This is a genomic window from Amycolatopsis orientalis (assembly GCF_000943515.2).
In the GTDB taxonomy this organism is placed as follows: Bacteria; Actinomycetota; Actinomycetes; order Mycobacteriales; family Pseudonocardiaceae; genus Amycolatopsis; species Amycolatopsis orientalis.
In genome coordinates this window covers 8,843,982-8,865,733 of sequence record NZ_CP016174.1, presented here as the reverse complement: position 1 = coordinate 8,865,733, position 21,752 = coordinate 8,843,982, and the positions used below count along the sequence as shown (strand labels likewise).

The window sequence follows — 21,752 nt, the reverse complement described above, 5'->3', positions numbered from 1 at the left end:
CCCCTTCGCCACGGAAACCACGGCGAAGGGGCCCTCCTCGTTCTCGCTAGTCAGCCTGCAGCAAGAAAACGTCCACGGTGAGATCCGACCACTTGCCCGCCACCGCGTAGACGCGGTCGTCGGCCCAGAGATACCGGTAGAACCCCGGAATCGGGCCGGTCTCGTCCTGATCGGAGTTCCTGATCTGGGCTTCCAGGAACGGCGTCACCTTCCCGTCCGCGACCGCGATCTTGACCGTCCGCTGGGGTCCGGTGTTGTACACCGGGCCGACCTGGGCCAGGATCTGGCCGTCCACGATCTTGATCGGCGCCTGGATCGTGCCGTCCGGAACCGAGGCCTTCCACTTGCGTTGTCCGGTGTTCAGATCCACCGCGACCAGCGCGTTCATCTGCCCGCCGATCGTCCTGGTCGGCGTGTAGAACGTGTCGCCGTCGACGATGATGGCGCTCGGATGATGTTCGGTACCCGAGGTGCTGACCCCGAAACCCTGTGACGTGGTGCCGTCGAGCTCCTCCTCGGAGTTGGGTTTGCCACCGTCGATCTTCGACTTGAGTTTCAGATTGTCGTCGAAGAGGAAGTACGTGCCCTGCTCGGTGTTCGAGCCGTACGCCAGCACCGGCTTCACCGACAGGAGACCGATCCCGGAGATCGAGTAGCCGTCGTGAGGGACACTGTCCTCCAGTTCGACGTTCCCGGTCGTCGGGTCGATCTGCAGCATGGTGACCGAGAAGTCACCGGTGAGGCACGACGCCACGACGACGGCCTTCCCGTCCCTCGGCAGCATGTCGTGCCCCGCGCAGGTGTCTTCGCCGTCGGCCTTGCGGGAGAACGTTTTCGTCCACTTGATCGCGCCGGTGGCCAGGTCGAGTGCCGCGAAGCCCTGGTCCGCGGTGACGAACACGACGTCGCCCATGATCTGCGTGACGACGGCCTCCACCGAGACCACCCGGTCCTGCATCTTCTGCGGGATGGCCATCGGCACCTGCCAGCCGAGCTTCCCGTCCTTCAGGTCGAGGATGGTGGCGTTGTCGCAGCTGCCGTCTTCGCTACCGGCCTTCGCCTTGCCGAAGGCGAGGACGATCTTGCCACCGACCGGTTCGACTCCGGTGCCGCAGAAGATCTTCCCGCTCGGCGCCTCGGTCAGCCAGCGCCGCTTGCCGTCCGCTCTGGTGAAGGCGGCCACGTACTTGTCGCGGACGACGACGAGGTCGTTTTCGTACAGCCAGGTGGTGATCCCGTGCTTGTACTCCGGGACGTCCTTCTTCACCCCTGACAGTTCCCATTTGACCTTCGGCGAGCCGGACGGCGATCCGGAGGCGGGCGGAGGGGCCGCCTGCCCCTGGCCTTCGTCTCCGCCGCCGCTCAGCGTGATCGGCACGATCACCGCGGCGGCGACCACCACGACGATCAGCGGTACGAGCCAGAAGAGGAACTTCTTGCCCTTGGGCGGTTCCTGCCGCGGGGGACCGTACTGGTTCTGCGGATAGGGCTGGTGGTGAGGAGGGGGCGGGGGCTGCTGCCAGCCCTGCTGCGGGTGCGGTTGCCAGGATTGTTGCGGCTGCCATCGCCCGTCACCGGGCGGTGTGGGTGGTCTGGTCATTCGGTTCCCCGGTTGTTTCGGTGCGAGCTAAGGTTCGACGGTGTAGATGTCCAGGCTGAATTTCGGAAAACGGCCGCTTACGGCGTAGACGCGGCCGTCCGCCCAGAGATTGCGGTAGAGCCCGGCGATCGGCCCGTTCTTGTCGTTGTCGGCGTTCTCGATCGGTGCTTCGACCATCGGCGTGACCGCTCCGTCCGCGACGGCGACCTTGACCACTCGCTGCGGCCCGGTCCGCGTGACGGGCGCGACCTCGGTGATCACTTGGCCGTCCTCGATCGCGAGCGGGGCCATCACGGTGCCCTCGGGCACCTTCGCCGACCACTTGCGCTGCCCGGTCTTCAGATCCACCGCGACCAGCGCGTTCACCGTGCCCGCCTGGGGCATCGTGATGGTGTAGAGCACTTCTTCGGTGACCAGGGCCGGGCTGACGAGGTGTTCGGTGCCGGACGCGTCGCTGTCGAAGCCCTGGCCGTCGGCGCCGGTGAGACCGTCCGGCGTGAACGGGTCGCCACCGTCGATCTTCGACGCGAGCTTCAGGTCGTCCCCGAAGCGGAAGTACGTGCCCGTGTCGGTGGTCTTGCCGTAGACCAGGAGGGGTTTCGCCGAGATGATCCCGACGTTGCCGAGTGAACTGCTCTCCTTCGGCTGGTGCTCCGCCACCTCGATGTTCCCGGTCGACGCGTCGACCCGCAGCATGCTCAAGCCGTATTCCCCGGTGAGGCAGGTCATCGCGACGATGATCTTGCCGTCCCTGGGTACGGCGTCCTGCCCGGCGCAGGTCGGATCGTCGGCTTGGTCAGGTTCGCGCGTGTGGGTCTTCGCCCACTTCGGGGCGCCGGTGGCGAGGTCGAGCGAGGCCATTCCTTCGCCCTGCGTGACGAAGACGGCGTCACCGGCGATCTGCAGGATCGCGGACTTGGGCGGGCGGTCGCCCTTGAGCTTCTGAGGCACCTCCATCGGCTGCTGCCAGCCGAGCTTCCCGTCCTTCAGATCGATGAGGGCGGCGTTGTCACAGGTCTTTTCCTCGCCGTAGGCGAAGGCGATCTTCCCGTCGACCGGTTCCACGGAGGCACCGCACGCCCGCTTCCCGGCAGGCACCTCGGTGAGCCAGCGCCGCTCACCGTTCGCCCTGGTGAACGCGGCGACGTACTTGTCGCGGACGACGACGAGGGTGTCCTCGTACAGCCAGGTCGCGACACCCTGCTTGTACTCGGGGACGTCTCCCTCCAGGCCGGACAGCCGCCATTTCACCTTGTTGGCCGCCGGCGCCGAAGTGCTCGGCGGCTGGGCGGCTTGCTCCCGAGGCTTTGCCCCGCCCGCCAGTGCGATCGGGATCACGACGGCCGCGGCGACGACCACCACGATGAGCGGAATCAGCCAGAAGAGGAACTTCTTGGACTTCCCGGGTGGTGGCGGGGGCGCTTGGTGCCAACCGCCCGGGTACTGCTGCTGTGGTGGCTGCGGATAGCCGTATCCCTGCTGCGGCCAGGGTTGTCGCTGCCCTTGCCAGGCCCCATCGGACGGGCTCGGTGTGGTCATGGTGGTCCCCAGTGTTCGTGTCGATTCGCGCACAAGCTACCTGGGCGGGAACCCTCTGGCCTGCGGAATCACGGAGGTTGCCCGTCGTGAGCGACAGCACAGACTCGTGAGTGGTAATGACGGTTCTATTGAGGGGTAAGGCAAATATGGCGTGCCCCGCCGCGGGACCGGATTGGCTGACGGAAGCCAGCCTCGACCCCAGGTGTCCACAAGAGACCCCTGTCCGGCCCCAGGTGTCCAATTTGAGTAGTTTGCGCGGTTTTGGGATGGGGTCGTGAGTGATAAGTAGCGTTCTAACGCTCTTTATCACTCACGACCTCCTTCGGAACCATACTTCTAGGCATCGATCGGACACCGAGTCGCTGGTGACTATCCCTTGTGGACAGACATGGGACGCGCCCTGCCCCACTTGTGGCCTTCACAGCTGCGAGCCGATCGCGCCATGTTTGGCTTATCTCTCAATAACCGTCATTACCACTCACGAGGCGCTACTTGTCCAAGGTGAACAGGTCCAGGCTGTACTTAGGGAATCGCCCGGAAACGGCGTAGACCCGCTCTTCCGCCCAGTAGAAGCGGTAATGCCCGCTCGTCGGCCCGAATTCGTCCTTCTCGTCGTTCTTGATCTTGACCTCCGCGTACGGCGTCACGGCTCCGTCACCGACGGCGGCCTTCACGACCCGCTGCGGGCCCTTCTTGTCGACCGGCGCCACCGCGGTGATCACCTGGCCGTCCTCGACGGCGATCGGCGTCATCACGGTGCCTTCGGGGATCTTCGCCTCCCATTTCCGTTGCCCGGATTTGAGGTCGACGGCGACGAGCGCGTTCACCGTGCCCGCCTGCGGGGTCGTGACGGTGTACAGGGTGTCGTCGGTGACGACGGCCCGGCCGCCGTTGTGCTCGGTGCCCGAAGCGTCGAGCCCGAAGCCCATGCCGTCGGCCCCGGAGAGCCCGTCCGGTTCGTGCGACGTGCCGCCGTCGATCGTCGAAGTGACCTTCAGCTGGTCGTCGAAGACCTGGTACATGCCCTTCGTGCCGTCGGAGGAGAACACGACCAGCGGCTTCAGCGACAGGATCCCGATGCCGACCAGCATCTGGCCCGTTTTCGGCAGGCTTTCCTCGAGTTCGACGTTCCCGGTCGCCGGATCCACCGAAAGCAGGCTGAGCCCGTAGTCACCGAGGAGGCAGGTCATCACGAGGACGACCTTGCCGTCCTTGGGCATCAGGTCGGCCGCCGAGCACGGATCCTCGTTGTCCGCCTTGCGGATCAGCGTCTTCGCCCATTTCTGCGCGCCGGTCGCCAGGTCGAGTCCGGCGATGCCCTCCTCCTGGCCGACGAAGACGACGTCGCCGACGATCTGCAGCACCGCGACCTCGGGCGGCGAGGTCCCCGCCAGCTTCTGAGGGACCTTGAGCGGTTGCTGCCAGCCGAGTTTCCCGTCCTTCAGGTCGAGCACGGTCGCGTTCTCGCAGGTCTTGTCGTCCCCGAACCCGAGCGCGATCTTCCCGTCGGTGGGGACCGCCGACGTGCCGCAGAACCGCTTCTGGCCCTCCGGGACCTCGGTGAGCCAATTCCGCTTGCCGTTCGCCCTGGCGAAGGAGGCCACGTACTTGTCGCGGACGACGACGATCGCGTCGCCGACCAGCCAGGAGGCGAGGCCGTCGTGGTACTCGGGGACGTCTTCCCGGTAAGCCGACAGCTGCCACTTCTCCGTCTTGACCGCGGGTGCCGTCGACGACGCGGGGGGAGCGGCGGTGGGATTCCCGCCGTCGTCGCCACCGCTGAGCAGGATCGGGACGGTCACCCCGGCGGCGACCACCACGACGACCAGCGGGATCAGCCAGTACAGGAACTTCTTGCTCTTCCCCGGCGGCGGGGGTGGGGGTTCCTGCTGCCACCCGCCCGGGAACTGCTGCTGCTGCTGCGGATAGCCGTAACCCTGTTGCGGCCAGGGTTGGCGTCCCGGCCATTGCCCGCCGGGGTGGTTGGGTGTGCTCATCGCGAAATCCCCAGGGTCCGTGTCTCGTCGCGCACAAGCTACCCGGGCGGAAAGCCTCTGGCCTGCGGAACCACGTAGGCTGCCCGGCGTGAGCGACAGCACAGCCGACGAAACGGACGACGAGCGTCGTAAGAGGGGACGGGCACCCGACCCGATCCTGCCCGGCCAGGAGGCGCCGAAGCACACCGTGCCGAAGCCCGTCGCCATCTCCTTCTGGCTCTGGATCGCGACGGGGGTCGTGCTGGTGGCCGGTCAGATCGCCCTGCTGGTGTTGAAGCAGGAGCTGACCGACGGGATCATCAAGCAGATCACCGAGAACCCGGTCCCCGGCCAGCCCGTCGACCCGGCGCAGATCGCGTCCGGGGTGAACACCCTGCTGTGGATGCTGCTCGGCGGCGCGGTCACCTTCGCCGTCCTGTTCGCGTTGTTCGCCTACAAGGCCCGCGAGGGAACCCGGTCGGCCAGGACGGTGCTGACCGTGGGCGCGGTCTTCCTGGTGGCGGTGGAACTGTTCGTCCTTCGGGGCGCGCTCAACGTGTTCCTGCTGGTGGCCACGCTGCTGACCGCGATCGCGCTGATCCTGCTGTACCTCCCCAGTGTCGCCGCCTACTTCCCGAAGGTCGGGCGCAAGCTGCCATGACGCCCGAGCCGCCCCTCTACGGCGAACCCGGCGTCGGCTGGACGGCGTTGCTCTGGGCACCGCTGTTCGCCCTCGCCGGGCTGCTCGCCGAATGGGCGACCGGCGGCCCGGTGCACTGGCTTTCCTGGATCCTGGTCGGGGCCGGACTGGTGCTGATCACCGTGCCGTGGGTGTACGCGCGCCGCCGGTACCTCTCGCTCGAAGTCACCGCCGACGGCTACCGGCAGGGCCGGGAAATCCTGGCGGCGGCCCGGATCGCCGAGGTACTCGACGACGAGGAGGCGCCGGTCGGTTCGCGGGTCCTCGGTGGCGGCTGGACGATCCCCAAGAAGCACGGCGAGGTCCCGTTGAAGCTCGATGACGGCGTGTTCGTCCGCGCCTGGGCCAAGGATCCGGACGCCCTCCGCGCGGCTCTCGAGGGTTTGGTGCGTGCTCGCACCTCAGAGTCATGAGAAGCTGCTCACTGTGATCGACCTTCCCCAGCCGACCGGGGCCGACCTGTGGCCGCCGGAGGACGACCGGCCCGCGGCCCGGCTGCACAAACCCCTGCGCGCTCTGGTGGGGGCCGCCGAACTGATCCTCGCCGCGCTCGCGGTCTGGGGTGTTTTCGCGTGCTGGAAGGCCGGTGTGGTCCCGGTGCGGATCACCTACGGCGATACGACGCTCGAATCACAGCGGTATTTCGGCGGCCCGCTCGCCGGCGCCATCGGGCTGGGCACGCTGGCCGCGATCCTGGTGGTGGACGCGATCCGCCAGTTCCTGCTCGCGATGAAGACCCGGCAGCGTAAACCCCGGGAACCCCAGAACCGAGAAACCCGGCTCAGTTGAGCCAGACGACGGCGGCGTTGACCGCGGTCGAGAACAGCAGCCACAGCAGATACGGCACGAGCAGCCACGCCGCGAGCTTCGACCGGCGCGCGAACTCCATCATCGTGACGGGTACGACGAAATCCAGGACGACGACGTCGGCGAGGGCGAGGACGTGCGCGCCGCCGGCGAAGAACAACGGCGTCCACAGCAGGGTGAGCAACAGGCAGAGGCCGTAGAAGGCGAAGCCGCGCGTTTCGCCGTCGGTCCGCCAGTAGCACCAGCCCGCGATGGCGACCATGAGGAGCAGGACCGCCCACATCGGACCGTAGAGCCAGCCCGGCGGCGCCCACGACGGGCGGACCAGCGCGTTGTGCGTCTCGGAGCGGGTCGCCACGGCGAGCGCCGCCACCACGCCGACGACCGCCGACATGGCGATGAATCCGGCCAGCGCCTGCCAGCGCAGGCGACGGTGGTGGGTCGGTGGTGACGGCACCGTGGACACGTGGATTCCTCCGCGAGGGTTTCGGCGGGAGTGGTTCCCACCCTAGTGGGGCCGGTCACGCCATGCCCGGAACCGTGAGGACGCGGCGGCGGGTGTCCCCGGCGGATTTGCGAGACTGGGGAGGTGGCTACCGGAGTCGATCAGTCCAAGGCATGGTTCGAACGAGCGAAGGCCGTGGTCCCGGGCGGGGTGAACTCCCCGGTGCGGGCCTTCAACTCCGTCGGCGGCACCCCGCGGTTCATGGTGCGCGGCGAGGGGCCGTACCTGTGGGACGCCGACGACAACCGCTATGTCGACCTGGTCTCCTCGTGGGGGCCGATGATCCTCGGGCACGCGCATCCGGCCGTCGTCTCCGCCGCGCGCGAAGCCGCCGTCAACGGGCTGTCGTTCGGCACGCCGACCCTCGGTGAGGTCGAACTGGCCGAGGAGATCATCGGCCGGGTCGAGCCGGTCGAGCAGGTCCGCCTGGTCAACTCCGGCACCGAGGCGACGATGAGCGCGATCCGGCTGGCCAGGGGGTTCACCGGCCGGGCGAAGATCATCAAGTTCGCGGGCTGCTACCACGGCCACGTCGACGCGCTTCTCGCCGAAGCGGGCTCCGGCGTCGCGACGCTCGGGCTCCCGACCTCGCCCGGTGTCACCGGCGCACAGGCGGCCGACACGATCGTCTTGCCCTACAACGACCTCGACGCGGTCCGGAAGTCCTTTGTGGACAATCCGGAGTCGATCGCGGCGATCATCACCGAAGCCGCCGCCGGCAACATGGGCGCCGTCGCCCCGGCCGAGGGCTTCAACGCCGGGCTCAAGGAGATCGCGCACGAGCACGGCGCACTGCTGATCATGGACGAGGTGATGACCGGATTCCGCGTCTCGAAGGCGGGCTGGTTCGGCCTCGAAGGCGTCGCCGGTGACCTGTACACCTTCGGCAAGGTCATGTCCGGCGGGCTGCCCGCCGCGGCCTTCGGCGGCCGCGCCGACGTGATGGCGAAGCTGGCCCCGGGCGGTCCCGTCTACCAGGCCGGGACGCTTTCGGGGAACCCCGTGGCCGTCGCCGCCGGGCTCGCGACGCTGCGCGCGGCCGACGACGCCGTGTACGCGGCCCTCGACGCCAACGCGAAGCGGCTCGGCGACCTGTTCGACCGGTCGCTGACCGAGGCCGGTGTCACGCACACCGTGCAGTACGCGGGCAACCTGGTCAGCGTGTTCTTCAGCGAAAGCCCGGTGACGAACTACCCGGGCGCGCAGGCCTCTCAGACCTGGCGTTTCCCGGCGTTCTTCCACGCCCTGCTGGACAACGGCGTGTACGCGCCGCCGAGTGCGTACGAGGCGTGGTTCGTCAACGCGGCCATGGGCGACACCGAGTTCGAGATCATCGAGGCCGCGCTGCGCGTGGCCGCCCGCGCCGCGGCCGAGGCGGTCCAGGCGTGAGCGAGACGACGATCGTGCACCTGCTCCGCCACGGCGAAGTGCACAACCCGGACAAGATCCTGTACGGCCGCCTGCCCGGCTTCAAGCTCTCCGACCGCGGCCAGCGCCAAGCGCTGACGGTCGCCGAAGCCGTCGCGACGCACGACATCACGTATGTCGTCGCTTCGCCGCTTCAGCGCGCGCAGGAGACCGCGGCGCCGATCGCGGCGGCGCACCGGCTCGACGTCGACACCGACGAGCGGCTCATCGAGGCGGACAACCAGTTCGAGGGTGAGCGGGTCGCCGTCGGCGACGGCGCCCTGCGCCAGCCGAAGCACTGGCCGAAGCTGGTCAACCCGTTCCGGCCGTCGTGGGGCGAGCCGTACGTGGAGATCGCGCACCGCATGCTCGGCGCGATCCACCGCGCGCGGCAGGCGGCCGAGGGGCACGAGGCGCTGTGCGTCTCGCATCAGCTGCCGATCTGGACCGTGCGCCGGTTCCTGGAGGCGAAGCGGCTCTGGCACGACCCGCGCGTTCGGCAGTGCTCGCTCGCTTCGCTGACCAGCCTGGTCTTCGAGGGTGAAGAGCTCGTGCGGATCGTCTACAGCGAGCCCGCCGGCACGACCGACCCGAAGGTGACCGGGGCATGAAGCGGGTACTGGCGGCCGTCGTCGGGCTGGTGCTCGTCGTTTCGGGCTGCACCACCGGCAAGGACGCCGTCGTCACCGGCGGCAGCTTCAACTTCGTTTCGCCGGGCGGGAAGGTCGACATCACCTACGACGTCGCGGACCGCCAGCAGTCGCCGACGCTGTCCGGTGACGACCTGATGAACGAGGGCAAGCAGCTTTCGATCGCCGACTTCCCCGGCAAGGTCATCGTGCTGAACCTGTGGGGCCAGTGGTGCGGGCCGTGCCGCGTCGAGGCGCCGGAGATGCAGAAGGTGTACGACCAGACCAAGGCGTCGGGCGTCCAGGTGGTCGGCATCGATCTGCGGGACAACGACCGGGCCCCGGCGCAGGACTTCATGCGGGACCGGAAGTTGACGTACCCGTCGATCTACGACCCGTCGGGGCGGACGCTGCTGCAGCTGTCGGGCTATCCGCGCAACATCATCCCGTCGACGATCGTGCTGGACAAACAGCACCGCGTCGCGGCGGTGTTCCTGCGCGACCTGCTGGCTTCGGACCTGCTGCCCGTGGTCCAGCGCCTGGTCGCCGAACCCGCCTGACCCTCCCGGACGGAGCGCGTTTAGCGGGCTAAACGCGCTCCTCTGTCGGGTGGGCTGGCTATCCTCCTCATCTCGGGCCGCGCGGCGGCTCTGAACTGGGGAGAAGGAAATGACGACTGCTTCAGACGTGCCCAGATCCGGGCAGCAGGACGCCGAGGCGATGATCGCCGAGGCCAAGAAGGCGTTCTGGGTCATGGTCGGCCTGCTCGTGGTCCTCTGGCTGATCCAGCTCTACAACGCCGTCGACGGCTACAGCCTCATGTACGAATACGGGACGCGGGCGCGCGAAATCAGCTCGCTGCCGACCGTGCTCACCGCGCCGCTCCTGCACGCCGGCTGGGGACACATCGAATTCAACTCGGGGCCGCTGTTCATCTTCGGGTTCCTTGCGGCGTATCGCGGGGTGAAGAAGTTCCTCAGCGTCACGGTGCTGATCGCGGTGCTGAGCGGGCTCGGAGCCTGGACCCTCCACGAGTCCGGCACGGTCGGGGTCGGCGCGAGCGGCCTGGTCATGGGGTACTTCGGGTACGTCCTGGTGCGCGGGATCTTCGACCGGCACAAGATCGACATCGTCATCGGGCTGGTGATGGCGTTGTGCTTCGCCTACCAGTTCGCCGGCCTGTTCCCGCAGGACGCGGGGATCAGCTGGCAGGCGCACCTCTTCGGTTTCCTCGGCGGCCTGATCGGCGGCTGGGTCTTCCGGGACCGCCGTCCCAAGCCGGAACCCGCCGCACCCGCGTTCCCGACCATCCCCCTGACGCCACCCGACACCCTCAAGTAGCCCTGCGTTTCGTCCTCTGAATGCGGTCCTTGCGCGGGCAACTACCGCATCCAGAGGACGAATTGCGTCAGTCGAATGGGCGCCTTCCGAGTGAGCAATTGCGGCGACGACAAGGCTTAGATTTGACGAATGTCCTTGCTGCAGGCCTTCGCTGACGAGTCGTTCAAAGAAGACGATGACGGAGGCTTCTACGTGCTCGCGGCCGCGGTGCTGCCCGTCGACCGGCACGAAGAGCTGCGGGAGCTGATGCTCGGCTTGCGGGCGGAGCGCACCGGAAAGCTGCACTGGAACGTGCTGGCCAGCGATCAGAAGCGTGCGGTCGTCAAGCGGGTTGCCGACTTCGAGGAGCTGCATCTGGTTTCGGTCGGCGCCCCGGTGCCGGCGCGGCGGCAGGAACGCGGCCGGTCGTTGTGCTTGCAGCGCTTGGTGCTGGAGCTGCACACGCTTGGTGTCAGCCTTCTGGTGGCCGAAGGCCGCACGGTCCAGCTCGACGCCCGTGACGTGCGCACGATCCAGCAGAGCCGCTTTTCGCTGCCTCGAGACGCAACTTTTCGCGTCCAGCATGCTCGCGGCGCCGACGAGCCACTGCTGTGGATCTCCGATATCGTCGCCGGGGCTGTCCGTGCCCGTCAGGAAGGCATTCCTGATTACGCCGACCAGTTGGCCGAGTGCGTGATCGAGTTGCAGGTCGACACCCGCGCCTGACATCTGACATGCGTAAGGCCAGGGTCCCGGTATTCCCCGGGTGCACCTGGCCTTGCGACTCGCGCGACGCCCACGGCGACACGCTCTCAGCGAGCGAGTTTCCTCCAACTCGTGTCGTCCAGCAAGCTGGACGACACGTTCAGCGTAGCTTATAAGCGCCCGTAGCCGCACCTCGTCGCGAGCACTATGGCCGCCACCAGATGACGAAACGTGCCCCCTCGTCGCCTTTAGCGGGCTAAACGCGACGTGGTGGGCCGGGACCAAGGTCCTGACCGGGTGCGACGTAGGTCCCGTTGAGGGCGCCCCGGCGTTTTCACCTCGACCACACTGCCTACGCTCCTTTGCGTGAACGGTGTGACCGAGCTGGCGCTCTCCGGGCCACTGCTGCTCGCGGCGGGTGTCGCGCTGCTGGCCGGGGCGATCTCCTTCGCGTCACCGTGCGTCGTCCCGCTCGTGCCGGGGTATCTCGCGTACCTGGCGGCGCTGGTCGGCGCCGACGCTCCCGCGGTCAGCGCCGACGAAGAGCGCAAGAAGGGCCGCTACGCCGTCGTCGGCGCGGCGGCTCTGTTCGTGCTCGGGTTCACCGTGGTCTTCGTGGTGACCCTGGGGACGCTGGTGTGGATCGCCGCCGCCGTCCAGGTCAACATGGACCTCCTCCAGCGTCTCGGCGGGGTGCTGACGATCGCGATGGCGCTGGTCTTCCTCGGCTGGATCCCGGGCCTGCAGCGCGAGTTCCGTTCGCATCACGTGCCGCGCGGCGGACTGTGGGGCGCGCCGGTGCTCGGCGCGGTGTTCGGGCTCGGCTGGACGCCGTGCATCGGGCCGACGCTGTCCGCGGTCATCTCCATGGCCAGCGCCACCGGCGGGGCGGCGGTACGCGGGTACGTGCTGATCCTGGTCTACTGCCTCGGGCTCGGCGTCCCGTTCCTCCTCATCGCCTTCGGCGCCCGCTGGGCCGTCCGCGCGACGGACTGGGTGCGCCGCCACGGCCGTCAGGTCCAGATCTTCGGCGGCGTCCTGCTGCTGGTCGTCGGCGTCCTGCTGGTGACCGGGCTGTGGGCCGACCTGACCGGCTGGATCCGGGACACCCTCGTGACCGACCTCAGGCTGCCCTTGTGACCACCACCGACGCCCCGCCCAAGAACGAATACCGTCCGACGCCGCTGAAGCGTGCCCTTGCCTTCCTGCGCAACACCTGGCGCGGGCTGACGTCGATGCGCACCGCGCTGGTGCTGCTGTTCCTGCTCGCGCTCGCCGCGATGCCCGGCGCCCTGCTGCCACAGCGAAACCTCAACGCCGCCAAGACCGACGAATACATCGCCGCGCACGGCTGGTGGGGCGAACTGCTCGACAAGACGCAGTTCTTCGAGGTCTACGGCAGCGTCTGGTTCTCGGCGATCTACATCCTGCTGATGGTCTCGCTCATCGGCTGCCTCGCGCCGCGCAGCCTCGAATACGCGAAGGCGATGCGCGCGCAGCCCGTGCTCACGCCGCGCAAGCTCTCGCGGATGCCGCACCACCTGTCCACCACGACCGATCGGACCCCCGAGACGGTCATGAAGGACACTCACGCGCTGCTCAAGGGCTGGCGCCGTGTCGAGCGCGAAGAGGCCGACGGCACGCGAAGCATCTCCGCCGAACGCGGATACCTTCGCGAGACCGGCAACCTCGTCTTCCACTTCGGCATGCTCGGCCTGATCATCTTCTTCGCCCTCGGCAAGCTCTTCGGCTACGAAGGCCAGGTCATCGTGCAGGCCGACAACAGCCCGTGGTGCAACTCCGGCATCCTCGGCTACGACACCTTCAACGCCGGGCTGCGCGTCGACGGCACCGACCTCAACGCCTTCTGCATCCGGCTCAAGGACTTCGAGGCGCGCTACACCGAGTCCGGGCAGGCGAACTACTACCACTCCAACATGGAGTACCAGTCCGGCGAAGACCTGAAGTCCGGCGCGTGGAAGCCGTACGGACTCGAGGTCAACTCGCCGCTGCGCACCGCCGGCGACCGCGTCTACCTGCTGAACTTCGGCTACTCCCCGAAGTTCACGGTGACCTTCCCCGACGGAACGGTGCGCTCCAACATCACGCCGTGGCGTCCCGCCGACGAACCGACGAAGCTCTCCGAAGGCGCCACGAAGATCGACCAGCCCGGCATCACCGACCCGGTCGAACGCCGCACCCGCCAGCTCGCGATCACCGGCCTGCTCGCGCCGACCGCGTTCCTGCACGGCAATGTGCTGACCTCGTCGCGGCCCGAGGCGAACAAACCGGCGGTGGCCGTCGACATCTACCGCGGCGACCTCGGCCTCGACGCCGGCCGCGGGCAGTCGATCTTCCAGATCGACCAGTCGCTCGTCGCGGACGGCAGGCTCAAGAAGCTCACCCGGCAGAACCTGGACCAGGGCGAGGAGACCGTGCTGGACGACGGCACGAAGGTCCGCTTCGACGGCGTCCAGAAATGGGTGGCCATCCAGGTCTCGCACGATCCCGTGCAGGGCTGGGTGCTGGTCTGCGCGGTCGCGATGCTGATCGGGCTGGCGGGATCGTTGCTGGTCAAACGGCGGCGGGTGTGGGTCCGGGTGACCCCGGCCCGTGAAGGGGAGACGGGTACCGTGATCGAGGTCGCCGGGCTGGCGCGCACCGATCAGGCGGGCTACGGAGAAGAGTTCCAGCGGATCAGCGGCAAGCTGGTCCAGGGGCAGAGAGGCAACTAGAAGTCATGCCGATCAACGAGACGCTGTCCCAGTACAGCGACTACTCCTACACCACCGCGGCGGCGATCTACGTCCTCGCGCTGATGTTCGCCCTCATCGAGCAGGGCTTCGGCGCGAAGGGCAGGCTCGCGGCGGAACGCAGCATGCAGCGCTCCCGCGAACTGGTCGGCGCGGGTGGCCCACCGGCTTACGGGACGCCCGTCGAGCCCCCGCGCGAGGTCGGCCGCCCCGAGCGCATCGGCCGCATGGGCGCCGCGCTGCTGGTGCTCGCCGCGCTGCTGCACCTGGCCGCGATCGTGCTGCGCGGGCTCGCCGTGCACCGCGCGCCGTGGGGCAACATGTACGAGTACGGCATGGCCACGACCTTCATCGCCGTGGTGACCTGGCTCGTCATCCTGCGGAAGTTCCCGGTCCGCCACCTCACCGGCTTCCTGCTGCTGCCGGTCGTGATCCTGATGTTCGTCAACGGCACCATGCTTTACACGACGGCCGCGCCGGTGCAGCCCGCGCTGCAGTCGTACTGGCTGATCATCCACGTTTCGGCGGCCATCATCGGCTCGGGCGTCTTCCTGGTGCCCGGGGTCGCGAGCGTGCTTTACCTCTTCCGCTCCGCCCACGACGACAACCCGGCCAAGTTCGCCAAGTTCGGCCCGAAGCTGCCCACCGCGGACGTCCTCGACCGGATCGCCTACCGCACGACCATCTTCGCCTTCCCGGTCTTCACCTTCGGCGTGCTGTGCGGCGCCGTGTGGGCCGAGGCGGCGTGGGGCCGGTTCTGGGGCTGGGACCCGAAGGAGACCGTCGCGTTCGTCGCGTGGGTCGTCTACGCGGCCTACTTGCACTCCCGCGCGACCGCGGGCTGGCGCGGCAAGCGGGCGGCGATCATCAACATCGTCGGGTTCGCGGCGACGGTGTTCAACCTGTTCTTCGTGAACCTGGTCACGGTGGGGCTGCACTCCTACGCCGGGGGCTGACCGTCACCGCTGCACGGGAGCCGACTACCGTCAATACTTGAGGTAGTGGGGGAAGACGTGCGCGGAGGAGGATTTCAGCGGTGACCGGACCCAGCGAAGAATCGGCTCCTGGCCACCCCGAACCCACCGAGAGCGCCCAGCCGTCGGAGCTGTTCTCCGAGGACAGGACGGACTCGGCGCCGCATCCGAACGCCGGCGGTTTCGAAGCCGAGCCGACGCAGGTCGTCCAGCCGCAGTATCCGCAGCAGGCCCAGTACCCGCAGCAGCCCGCGGCTCCGCAGCAACCCCAGCAGCCGCCGCTGCCGCAGCCGTCGCACGCGCAGTACCAGCAGCCCTACGACCAGAACCTGCCGCCGCTGCATCCCCAGCAGGCACCTCAGCAACCCCAGCAGGCGCAGTACCCGCCGCAGCAGCAGTACGCGCCCCAGCAGCCTGTCCAGCAGCCCGGCGTCCCGGGGCTCCCACAGCCGCAGGGCAGGCACGCGCTGCCGGACGAACTCGCGACCGCGAGCCTGGTCAAACCGCAGAAGCGCAAGCCGGAATCGGGCTGGCGCAAGGCGCTCTACCTGGGCACCGGCAAGCTCGTCAACCCAGGGGAGAGCCCGGCCGACACCCGGAAACGCGAGCTGATCGCGCAAATCAACCAGCCGCTGCGCGGGTGCTACAAGATCGCGATGCTGAGCCTCAAGGGCGGCGTCGGCAAGACCACCACGACCACCACGCTGGGCTCGACGTTCGCGTCCCTGCGCGGTGACCGGGTCGTCGCCGTCGACGCGAACCCGGACCGCGGGACGCTGTCGCAGAAGATCCCGATCGAGACCACCGCGACCGTGCGGCATCTGCTGCGGGACGCGGACAAGATCACCAGGTACAGCGACGTCCGCTCGTACACCTCGCAGGGCGGAAGCCGGCTGGAGATCCTCGCCAGCGAGCAGGATCCGGCGGTTTCCGAGGCGTTCTCCGAGGACGACTACCGGCGCACGGTCAACCTGCTGGAGCACTTCTACAACATCGTGCTCACCGACTGCGGGACCGGTTTGATGCACTCGGCGATGAAGGGCGTCCTGGACGTCGCGGACGCGCTGGTGGTGGTCTCGTCAGGTTCCGTGGACGGCGCGCGCAGTGCGTCGGCCACCCTCGACTGGCTTGAGGCGCACGGCTACGGCGACCTGGTCAAACGATCGGTCGCGGTGATCAACTCGGTGCGTCCGAAGGGCGGCTCCGTCGACCTCGACAAGCTCTCCGCGCACTTCGGCGCACGCGTCCGGTCGGTCTGCCGGATCCCGTTCGATCCGCACCTGGAAGAAGGCGCCGAGATCGAGCTGGACCGGCTCCACGCCGACACCCGGCTGGCGCTGCTGGAACTGGCCGCCACCGTCGCCGACGGTTTCGGGGGCCAGCAGTACCGGCAGATCCAGCCCTAGTCCTAGTCTTTGTCCTCGTCTTTACTCTTGCGCTGTTGCTCACCGAGCTTGCGCAGGAAGTCGGGGTCGTCGTCCGGGGCCAGTGTCGGGCGCGACGAGGGCACCCCGACGCGCTCGATCCCGAACGCGCGCCACAAGACAACGGCGACGGTGAGCGCTCCGATGGCCGCGAGCAGATAGATCATGCTCGGTCCCTTTCCGCGTGGAGGACGTTGCTCAGTCCCACGAGGCTAGCCTCTTTGCCGCGCGCGGGGGGACCTACGGATACCCCAATGTGACGAAGGGCCATTTCGAGCCCTTCGTCACCGGAGTCCTTTATGCGAAAAACGCGAGGTCAGACCTTGCGGGCGGGCTCGCTGGCGTCGGTGGTCAGCTCGGCGAGGAGCTCGTTCACCTCGGCCTCGCGGAATCGGCGGTGCCCGCCGGGAGTGCGGATCGAGCCGATCCGGCCCGCGGTCGCCCACCGGGTCACGGTCTTGGGGTCGACCCGGAACAGTGCCGCCACTTCACCGGGGGTGAGCAACCTTCCGCCCATCGTCGCGGTCATTTTCCGCCTCCTTCACGGTTCCAGTGCTAAACCGGAGGCGGGCCCAATGCCCGTCGTGCCGGGTAGCCAACACGGCAATCGTTGCATCTCACCCGTCAGGTACTCGAACGGTTGTCCAACAGTAAAGAGCCCTTAAAGGTCAAAACCGACAACCGCGACATGCGCCGGTGAGTGCCGTGGTCTTGTCACAGAAGTACGAAAACGCGCCCTGGTCATGCGAATCGCCGCATGGCACCTAAGGTGTAGCGGTGGACCAGGTGGATCGGAAGATCATCGCGGCATTGCGGGAGAACGGGCGGGCTACCTACGCCGACCTCGGCCGATCGGTCGGACTCTCGGCGTCATCGGTACACGAGCGGGTCGGCAAACTCGAAGCCGCCGGCGTGATCACCGGGTACCACGCCATGGTCGACCCCAGCACGGTCGGACTCGGGGTGACGGCGCTGGTCGGCATCCACCCCACCGACACCGCGACCGAGGACGACGTCGCGGAGGCGCTCGGGGCGCTGGACGAGGTCGAAAGCTGCTACGCCGTCGCTGGTGACGAGGCGTTCGTCGTCAAGGTGCGGGTGGCGACCGTCGACGACCTGGAGCGGACGCTGGGCAGGCTGCGGCGGATCCCCGGCGTCGGCCGGACCAACACCACCGTCGTGCTCTCCACCCGCTTCGAGGGACGGCCCAACAACGCGGGTCTGGACGACGGCCGCAACGGCAGCGCGTAGCCTGCGTTGATGTGAGCGACACTCCGGAAACCGCCGATCACCTCGCCCGTGACCTGACGCTGTACGTGCTGGCCAGGTTCCTCCTGGTCGGTGTCATCGGTGGCGGGTTGCTGCTGGTCAACGTCCCGCTGCTGGTCGCGTTGCTGATCGGGCTGGTCGTCGGGCTGCCGCTGGGCCTGCTGCTGTTCCGCCCGCTGAACGCGCGGGTGACCGCCGGGCTCGCCCGCCGCAACGCCAACCGCGCCCGCGCTCGCGCCGAACTGCGCTCCCAGCTGCGTGGCGACCGGGTGGACGGCACAGCGTGAGCCGGCTGCACAGCCGTAGCTGGGTCCGCGAAGCCGTCCGCATCATCGAGGCCGACGCGAACCGCAGCGCGGACACGCACCTGCACGTTTTCCCGCTGCCGCCGGAGTGGGGGATCGACCTTTACCTGAAAGACGAGTCCGTCCATCCGACCGGCTCGCTCAAGCACCGGCTGGCGCGCTCGCTGTTCCTGTACGGCCTGGTGAACGGCCAGATCGGGCAGGACACCGTGCTCGTCGAGGCCTCCAGCGGCTCGACCGCGGTTTCGGAGGCGTACTTCGCGCGGATGCTCGGGCTGCGGTTCATCACCGTGGTGCCGCGCAGCACCTCGCCGGAGAAGATCGCGCTGATCGAGTTCTACGGCGGTGAGTGCCACTACGTCGACAAGGCGCCCGCGATGTACCCGGAGGCCGAGCGCCTCGCCGCCGAGTGCAACGGCCACTACCTCGACCAGTTCACCTACGCCGAGCGCGCGACGGACTGGCGCGGGAACAACAACATCGCCGAGTCGGTCTACGCGCAGATGCAGTCCGAGCGGCACCCCGTGCCGACGTGGATCGTGGTCGGTGCCGGGACCGGCGGTACGAGCGCGACCTTCGGCCGCTACGTGCGCTACAAGCGCCACACCACGAAGATCGCCGTCGTCGACCCGGAGAACTCGTCGTTCTACGGCGCCTGGGAGACCGGCGCGCTCGATTACGGCACTGGCATGCCGTCGCGGATCGAGGGCATCGGGCGGCCGCGGTGCGAGCCGTCCTTCGTGCCCGGCGTGATCGACGAGATGTTCCAGGTGCCGGACGCCGGTTCGCTGGCGGCCATCCGGTTGCTGCGGGAGCGCACCGGGCACTGGGCGGGCGGCTCGACCGGGACGAACCTCTACGGTGCGTTCACGCTCATCTCGCGGATGCTCGCCGAGGGCCAGGCGGGCAGCGTCGTCACGCTGCTGTGCGACGGCGGCGAGCGGTACGCCAACACGTACTACAACGACGAGTGGCTGGCCGAGAAGAACCTCGACATCGCGCCGTACCAGGCGAAGTTCCAAGAGTTCCTGGAGAGCGGGAAGTTCTCGCCGGAGATCTGAGGGGCCTACTACCTCAGGTTGGCCGGATCACCAAAAGAGCAAGGGACCTTTGCTATCGCCTGGGCCACATTTAGCGGCCACCTGGGTGCTGAGTCACTACAGGTAGCGGCCCCAAGCGCAAAGCTCAAGGGATGAACGGTCCGTTCATCCCCCTCGCTTTCTGGGCCCGGCGCGAGCCAGAGATAGGGTGACAGGGTCAATCGCGGCGCACTGTGTGGATTTCGGGACATCCAACGTCCCAAAATCCACACAGCCCCGCATCAAAGGTCCGGTGGCGGCTCAGAGCGCCAGCGCGACCGTCGTCAGGATCGCCCAGCCCAGCATGGCGAACCCGGTGTCCCGCAGCGCCGGGATCAGCGCCCGTCCCTGGGCGCCGCCACCGACGGCCTTGACCGACTTCAGCAGCAGCGGCGCGGTCACCAGGCCCAGCAGCGCCCACGGCGTCACGAAGGCGAGCAGCACGCTGACGACGTACGGCACCGCGACCAGCACCAGATAGAGCCGCCGGGTGCCCCGGTCGCCGAGCCGGGTGGCGAGCGTGCGCTTGCCCGCCTCGATGTCCGTCGGGATGTCGCGGAGGTTGTTGGCGGTCAGCACACCGGTCGAGAACGAGCCGACGGCGACCGCGCAACCGAACGCCGTCCAGCTGAGCTGTCCGGCTTGGACGTAGACCGTGCCGAGGACGCCGGCCAGTCCGAAGAAGACGAAGACGGCGATCTCGCCGAAACCGTAGTAGCCGTAGGGCTTTTTGCCGCCGGTGTAGAACCAGGCGCCGAGGATGCAGACCGCGCCCATCGCCAGCAGCCACCACAGCCCGCTGATCGCGACGAGCACGAGGCCGAGGACTCCAGCGAGGCCGAGAGCCACGAGAGCGGCCGCCAGGACAGCCTTCGGCTTCGCGACCCCGGAGCCGACGAGCCTCAGAGGGCCTACGCGGTTCTCATCGGTGCCGCGGATGCCGTCTGAGTAGTCGTTGGCGTAGTTGACGCCGACGATCAGGGCCAGTGAGACCAGGAGCGCGAGCACCGAGCGGGTCCACGAGAAACCGTCGAGCGCGACCGCCGCGCCGACCCCGGCGACCACCGGCGCCACCGCGTTGGGCAGCGTCCGCGGGCGCGCCCCTTCGATCCATTCCCCAGCAGTCGCCATGCCGCCATTCTGGCCCTGGCCACTACCGGCCGGTACGTGGGGCTGCTCGCATTCCGTCCTCTGCTTGCGGTCGTTCGACGCCGCAAGCAGAGGACGGAACGCGTTTCACTTCACGTCGACGACGTCTTCGAGCGTCCAGGTGAGCGTGCCGCTGTTCGGAACGGCGATTTCCGGTTCGTCCGCCAGCGCGGGCCCGGCCAAAGCGACCAGGCCCATCGTGACGGCGGTGCAGGCCAATACTGTGCGTGTCCAGCGCGTCATGCTTAAGACGTAAACCCGCGGGTAATGATCCTGTCAACAACGTCCCAGTAATCGGTGGGAAATTCACGACCTTAGTAGGAGGTTCCGGACAGCCGCCCTATCGATCTTCCCGGGGCCCCGCAACGGTAGTTCTTCGACGAATTCGACCCGTTTCGGCGCGGCCGCGGCACCGGCTTCCGCGCGGCACGCGGCACGCAGGGAATCGACGTCGCACCCGGCGCCGACGACGAGCGCGACGACCGCCTCGCCCCACTCGGGATCGGGTACGCCGACCACGCATGCGTCGCGGACTCCGGGTTGAGCGGCCAGCACCCGTTCGACAGCGGCGGCGGCGACCTTCACTCCGCCGGTGTTGATCATGTCGTCGACGCGGCCGAGGATCTCAAGCCGTCCGCCGGGGCCCCACCGTCCTCGGTCGGAGGTGCGGAACCGGTCGCCGTCGAATGCCTCCGCGGTCAGTTCCGGCTGGAGCCGGTAGCCGTGCGCGAGGACGTCCCCGGCGACGCAGACCCGGTCGTCCTCGAGTTCGATCCGGACGCCGTCGAGCGGCACGCCGTCGTACACGCAGCCGCTCGCGGTCTCGCTCATGCCGTACGCGGGCACGATCGTCACACCCGCGTCAGCCGCGCGCTCCCGCAGTCCGGCGGTGGTCGCCGCGGCGCCGATCACGATCGCGTCGAACGCGCGGGCGGCCGCCAGCCCCGGCCCGCCGTCTTCGAGCAGCCGTCCGAGCTGGGTCGGCACGAGCGCGGTGTAGCGGGGGCCGTCCAGCGCGAGGAGCGGCGCGGCGGCCTCGGCGAAGTCGTCGGGCCGGAAGCCGGAGGTGTGGAGCGCGGCGGGCGTCGTCCCGGCGAGCAGCGAGCGGACCAGCACCTGCAGCCCGCCGATGTACTGCGCCGGGGTCGCGAGCAGCCAGTGCCCCGGCCCGCCGAGCCGCGCGTGGGTCGCGTTCGCCGACGCGGTGAGCGCGGCTGCCGACAGGAGGACGCCCTTGGGCTCGCCGGTGGAGCCGGAGGTGGCGATGATCACCGCGGTCCCGGGCTCGGCCGGGCGCGTCGGCTCCATCGCGTCGCGGAGGGCTTCCGAGGCGTAGGGGAGGACGGCAGGGCCGCCGCCGAGCGCCTCGGCCAGTGCCGCGGTCAGCTCGGCGATCGACTCCGGACTCCCGTCCACCTCCACCGCGCGCATCCCCCCACCCTACGACCGCCCCCGGATCGCGTTTAGCCCGCTAAACGCGACGCGGGGGTAGGGCACCCGTGGATCGCGATTAGCCCGCTAAACGCAGGTCGGCGCCGGATCGCGATCTGGGGGCTAAACGCAGGTCGCGGGCGGAGCGCAGTTAGCGGGCTAAACGCGATCGGGGAGGGG

Annotated in this window: 24 protein-coding genes; 15 read left to right on the top strand and 9 right to left on the bottom strand. The window is 68.4% G+C overall.

Going from position 1 to position 21,752, the window contains the following annotated elements:
• Nucleotides 1–46 precede the first annotated feature (46 nt).
• The 3 genes from SD37_RS38790 to SD37_RS38780 all read right to left on the bottom strand — a co-directional run bounded on the left by SD37_RS38790 (nt 47) and on the right by SD37_RS38780 (nt 5,136).
• Nucleotides 47–1,600, bottom strand: a complete 1,554-nt coding sequence (locus SD37_RS38790; RefSeq protein ID WP_065913056.1) for an outer membrane protein assembly factor BamB family protein — start codon at nt 1,598–1,600, stop codon at nt 47–49.
• 27 nt (nt 1,601–1,627) lie between these two features.
• Nucleotides 1,628–3,139, bottom strand: coding sequence for an outer membrane protein assembly factor BamB family protein (locus SD37_RS38785; RefSeq protein WP_083255198.1), 1,512 nt, complete (start codon nt 3,137–3,139; stop codon nt 1,628–1,630).
• 488 nt (nt 3,140–3,627) lie between these two features.
• Nucleotides 3,628–5,136 (bottom strand): outer membrane protein assembly factor BamB family protein, encoded by a 1,509-nt coding sequence (locus SD37_RS38780; protein ID WP_044851814.1) that lies wholly within the window; start codon nt 5,134–5,136, stop codon nt 3,628–3,630.
• Between the two features lie 88 nt (nt 5,137–5,224).
• On the opposite strand from SD37_RS38780, the gene SD37_RS38775 reads away from it, so the two are divergent.
• The 3 genes from SD37_RS38775 to SD37_RS38765 are packed head-to-tail and all read left to right on the top strand — an operon-like array spanning nt 5,225 to nt 6,604.
• Nucleotides 5,225–5,776: a hypothetical protein gene (locus tag SD37_RS38775; protein ID WP_044851815.1), complete on the top strand. Its 552-nt coding sequence runs from the start codon at nt 5,225–5,227 to the stop codon at nt 5,774–5,776.
• Nucleotides 5,773–6,228: a hypothetical protein gene (locus SD37_RS38770; RefSeq protein ID WP_044851816.1), complete on the top strand. Its 456-nt coding sequence runs from the start codon at nt 5,773–5,775 to the stop codon at nt 6,226–6,228. Before SD37_RS38775 ends, SD37_RS38770 begins: the two co-directional genes overlap by 4 nt.
• Entirely contained in the window at nt 6,206–6,604 is a 399-nt protein-coding gene (locus tag SD37_RS38765) for a hypothetical protein (protein WP_044851817.1), read from the top strand. Before SD37_RS38770 ends, SD37_RS38765 begins: the two co-directional genes overlap by 23 nt.
• On the opposite strand, the gene SD37_RS38760 is transcribed toward SD37_RS38765, so the two are convergent.
• Complete coding sequence (locus SD37_RS38760; RefSeq protein ID WP_044851818.1) at nt 6,597–7,088, bottom strand: tryptophan-rich sensory protein; 492 nt, start codon at nt 7,086–7,088, stop codon at nt 6,597–6,599. The two genes, SD37_RS38765 and SD37_RS38760, sit on opposite strands and share 8 nt — an antisense overlap.
• A 123-nt stretch (nt 7,089–7,211) precedes the next feature.
• On the opposite strand from SD37_RS38760, the gene hemL reads away from it, so the two are divergent.
• The 9 genes from hemL to SD37_RS38715 all read left to right on the top strand — a co-directional run bounded on the left by hemL (nt 7,212) and on the right by SD37_RS38715 (nt 16,321).
• Entirely contained in the window at nt 7,212–8,516 is a 1,305-nt protein-coding gene (hemL, locus tag SD37_RS38755) for a glutamate-1-semialdehyde 2,1-aminomutase (RefSeq protein ID WP_044851819.1), read from the top strand.
• Nucleotides 8,513–9,145, top strand: coding sequence for a histidine phosphatase family protein (locus SD37_RS38750; protein ID WP_044851820.1), 633 nt, complete (start codon nt 8,513–8,515; stop codon nt 9,143–9,145). Before hemL ends, SD37_RS38750 begins: the two co-directional genes overlap by 4 nt.
• Nucleotides 9,142–9,723 carry a TlpA family protein disulfide reductase gene (locus SD37_RS38745; protein ID WP_044851821.1) on the top strand — a complete coding sequence of 194 codons (582 nt, stop codon included), beginning with the start codon at nt 9,142–9,144 and terminating at the stop codon, nt 9,721–9,723. Before SD37_RS38750 ends, SD37_RS38745 begins: the two co-directional genes overlap by 4 nt.
• 109 nt (nt 9,724–9,832) lie before the next feature.
• Complete coding sequence (locus tag SD37_RS38740; protein WP_052674973.1) at nt 9,833–10,504, top strand: rhomboid family intramembrane serine protease; 672 nt, start codon at nt 9,833–9,835, stop codon at nt 10,502–10,504.
• 129 nt (nt 10,505–10,633) lie between these two features.
• A complete protein-coding gene (locus SD37_RS38735) occupies nt 10,634–11,209 on the top strand; it encodes a DUF3800 domain-containing protein (RefSeq protein ID WP_044851822.1) in 576 nt (191 codons plus the stop codon).
• A 345-nt stretch (nt 11,210–11,554) separates the two neighbouring features.
• Nucleotides 11,555–12,328, top strand: coding sequence for a cytochrome c biogenesis CcdA family protein (locus SD37_RS38730; RefSeq protein WP_044851823.1), 774 nt, complete (start codon nt 11,555–11,557; stop codon nt 12,326–12,328).
• Complete coding sequence (gene resB, locus SD37_RS38725) at nt 12,325–13,923, top strand: cytochrome c biogenesis protein ResB (protein WP_044851824.1); 1,599 nt, start codon at nt 12,325–12,327, stop codon at nt 13,921–13,923. The genes SD37_RS38730 and resB overlap by 4 nt, the downstream gene beginning before the upstream one ends.
• A gap of 5 nt (nt 13,924–13,928) precedes the next feature.
• Nucleotides 13,929–14,897, top strand: a complete 969-nt coding sequence (ccsB, locus tag SD37_RS38720; protein ID WP_044851825.1) for a c-type cytochrome biogenesis protein CcsB — start codon at nt 13,929–13,931, stop codon at nt 14,895–14,897.
• 80 nt (nt 14,898–14,977) lie between these two features.
• Nucleotides 14,978–16,321, top strand: coding sequence for a MinD/ParA family ATP-binding protein (locus tag SD37_RS38715; protein WP_044851826.1), 1,344 nt, complete (start codon nt 14,978–14,980; stop codon nt 16,319–16,321).
• Nucleotides 16,322–16,323: 2 nt separating this feature from the next.
• Here SD37_RS38715 and SD37_RS38710 read toward each other — a convergent pair whose 3' ends face one another.
• Both SD37_RS38710 and SD37_RS38705 read right to left on the bottom strand, forming a co-directional pair.
• Nucleotides 16,324–16,506, bottom strand: coding sequence for a hypothetical protein (locus tag SD37_RS38710; protein WP_037308437.1), 183 nt, complete (start codon nt 16,504–16,506; stop codon nt 16,324–16,326).
• A gap of 149 nt (nt 16,507–16,655) precedes the next feature.
• Nucleotides 16,656–16,868, bottom strand: a complete 213-nt coding sequence (locus SD37_RS38705) for a BldC family transcriptional regulator (protein ID WP_005151795.1) — start codon at nt 16,866–16,868, stop codon at nt 16,656–16,658.
• A gap of 248 nt (nt 16,869–17,116) precedes the next feature.
• On the opposite strand from SD37_RS38705, the gene SD37_RS38700 reads away from it, so the two are divergent.
• From SD37_RS38700 to cds1, 3 genes are read left to right on the top strand one after another with little or no spacing between them, the layout of a single operon-like run.
• Nucleotides 17,117–17,590, top strand: coding sequence for an Lrp/AsnC family transcriptional regulator (locus SD37_RS38700; RefSeq protein WP_037308434.1), 474 nt, complete (start codon nt 17,117–17,119; stop codon nt 17,588–17,590).
• A gap of 11 nt (nt 17,591–17,601) precedes the next feature.
• A complete protein-coding gene (locus SD37_RS38695) occupies nt 17,602–17,895 on the top strand; it encodes a DUF4229 domain-containing protein (protein ID WP_044851827.1) in 294 nt (97 codons plus the stop codon).
• Nucleotides 17,892–18,974, top strand: coding sequence for an L-cysteine desulfhydrase Cds1 (cds1, locus tag SD37_RS38690; RefSeq protein ID WP_044851828.1), 1,083 nt, complete (start codon nt 17,892–17,894; stop codon nt 18,972–18,974). Before SD37_RS38695 ends, cds1 begins: the two co-directional genes overlap by 4 nt.
• A gap of 279 nt (nt 18,975–19,253) precedes the next feature.
• On the opposite strand, the gene SD37_RS38685 is transcribed toward cds1, so the two are convergent.
• The 3 genes from SD37_RS38685 to menE all read right to left on the bottom strand — a co-directional run bounded on the left by SD37_RS38685 (nt 19,254) and on the right by menE (nt 21,572).
• Nucleotides 19,254–20,123 (bottom strand): 1,4-dihydroxy-2-naphthoate polyprenyltransferase, encoded by an 870-nt coding sequence (locus tag SD37_RS38685; RefSeq protein ID WP_044851829.1) that lies wholly within the window; start codon nt 20,121–20,123, stop codon nt 19,254–19,256.
• Nucleotides 20,124–20,228: 105 nt separating this feature from the next.
• The gene (locus SD37_RS43330) at nt 20,229–20,384 is read right to left on the bottom strand and encodes a hypothetical protein (RefSeq protein ID WP_167369684.1); all 156 of its coding nucleotides are present in this window, start codon (nt 20,382–20,384) and stop codon (nt 20,229–20,231) included.
• Between the two features lie 63 nt (nt 20,385–20,447).
• Nucleotides 20,448–21,572: an o-succinylbenzoate--CoA ligase gene (menE, locus tag SD37_RS38680; RefSeq protein ID WP_044851830.1), complete on the bottom strand. Its 1,125-nt coding sequence runs from the start codon at nt 21,570–21,572 to the stop codon at nt 20,448–20,450.
• Between the last annotated feature and the right edge of the window lie 180 nt (nt 21,573–21,752).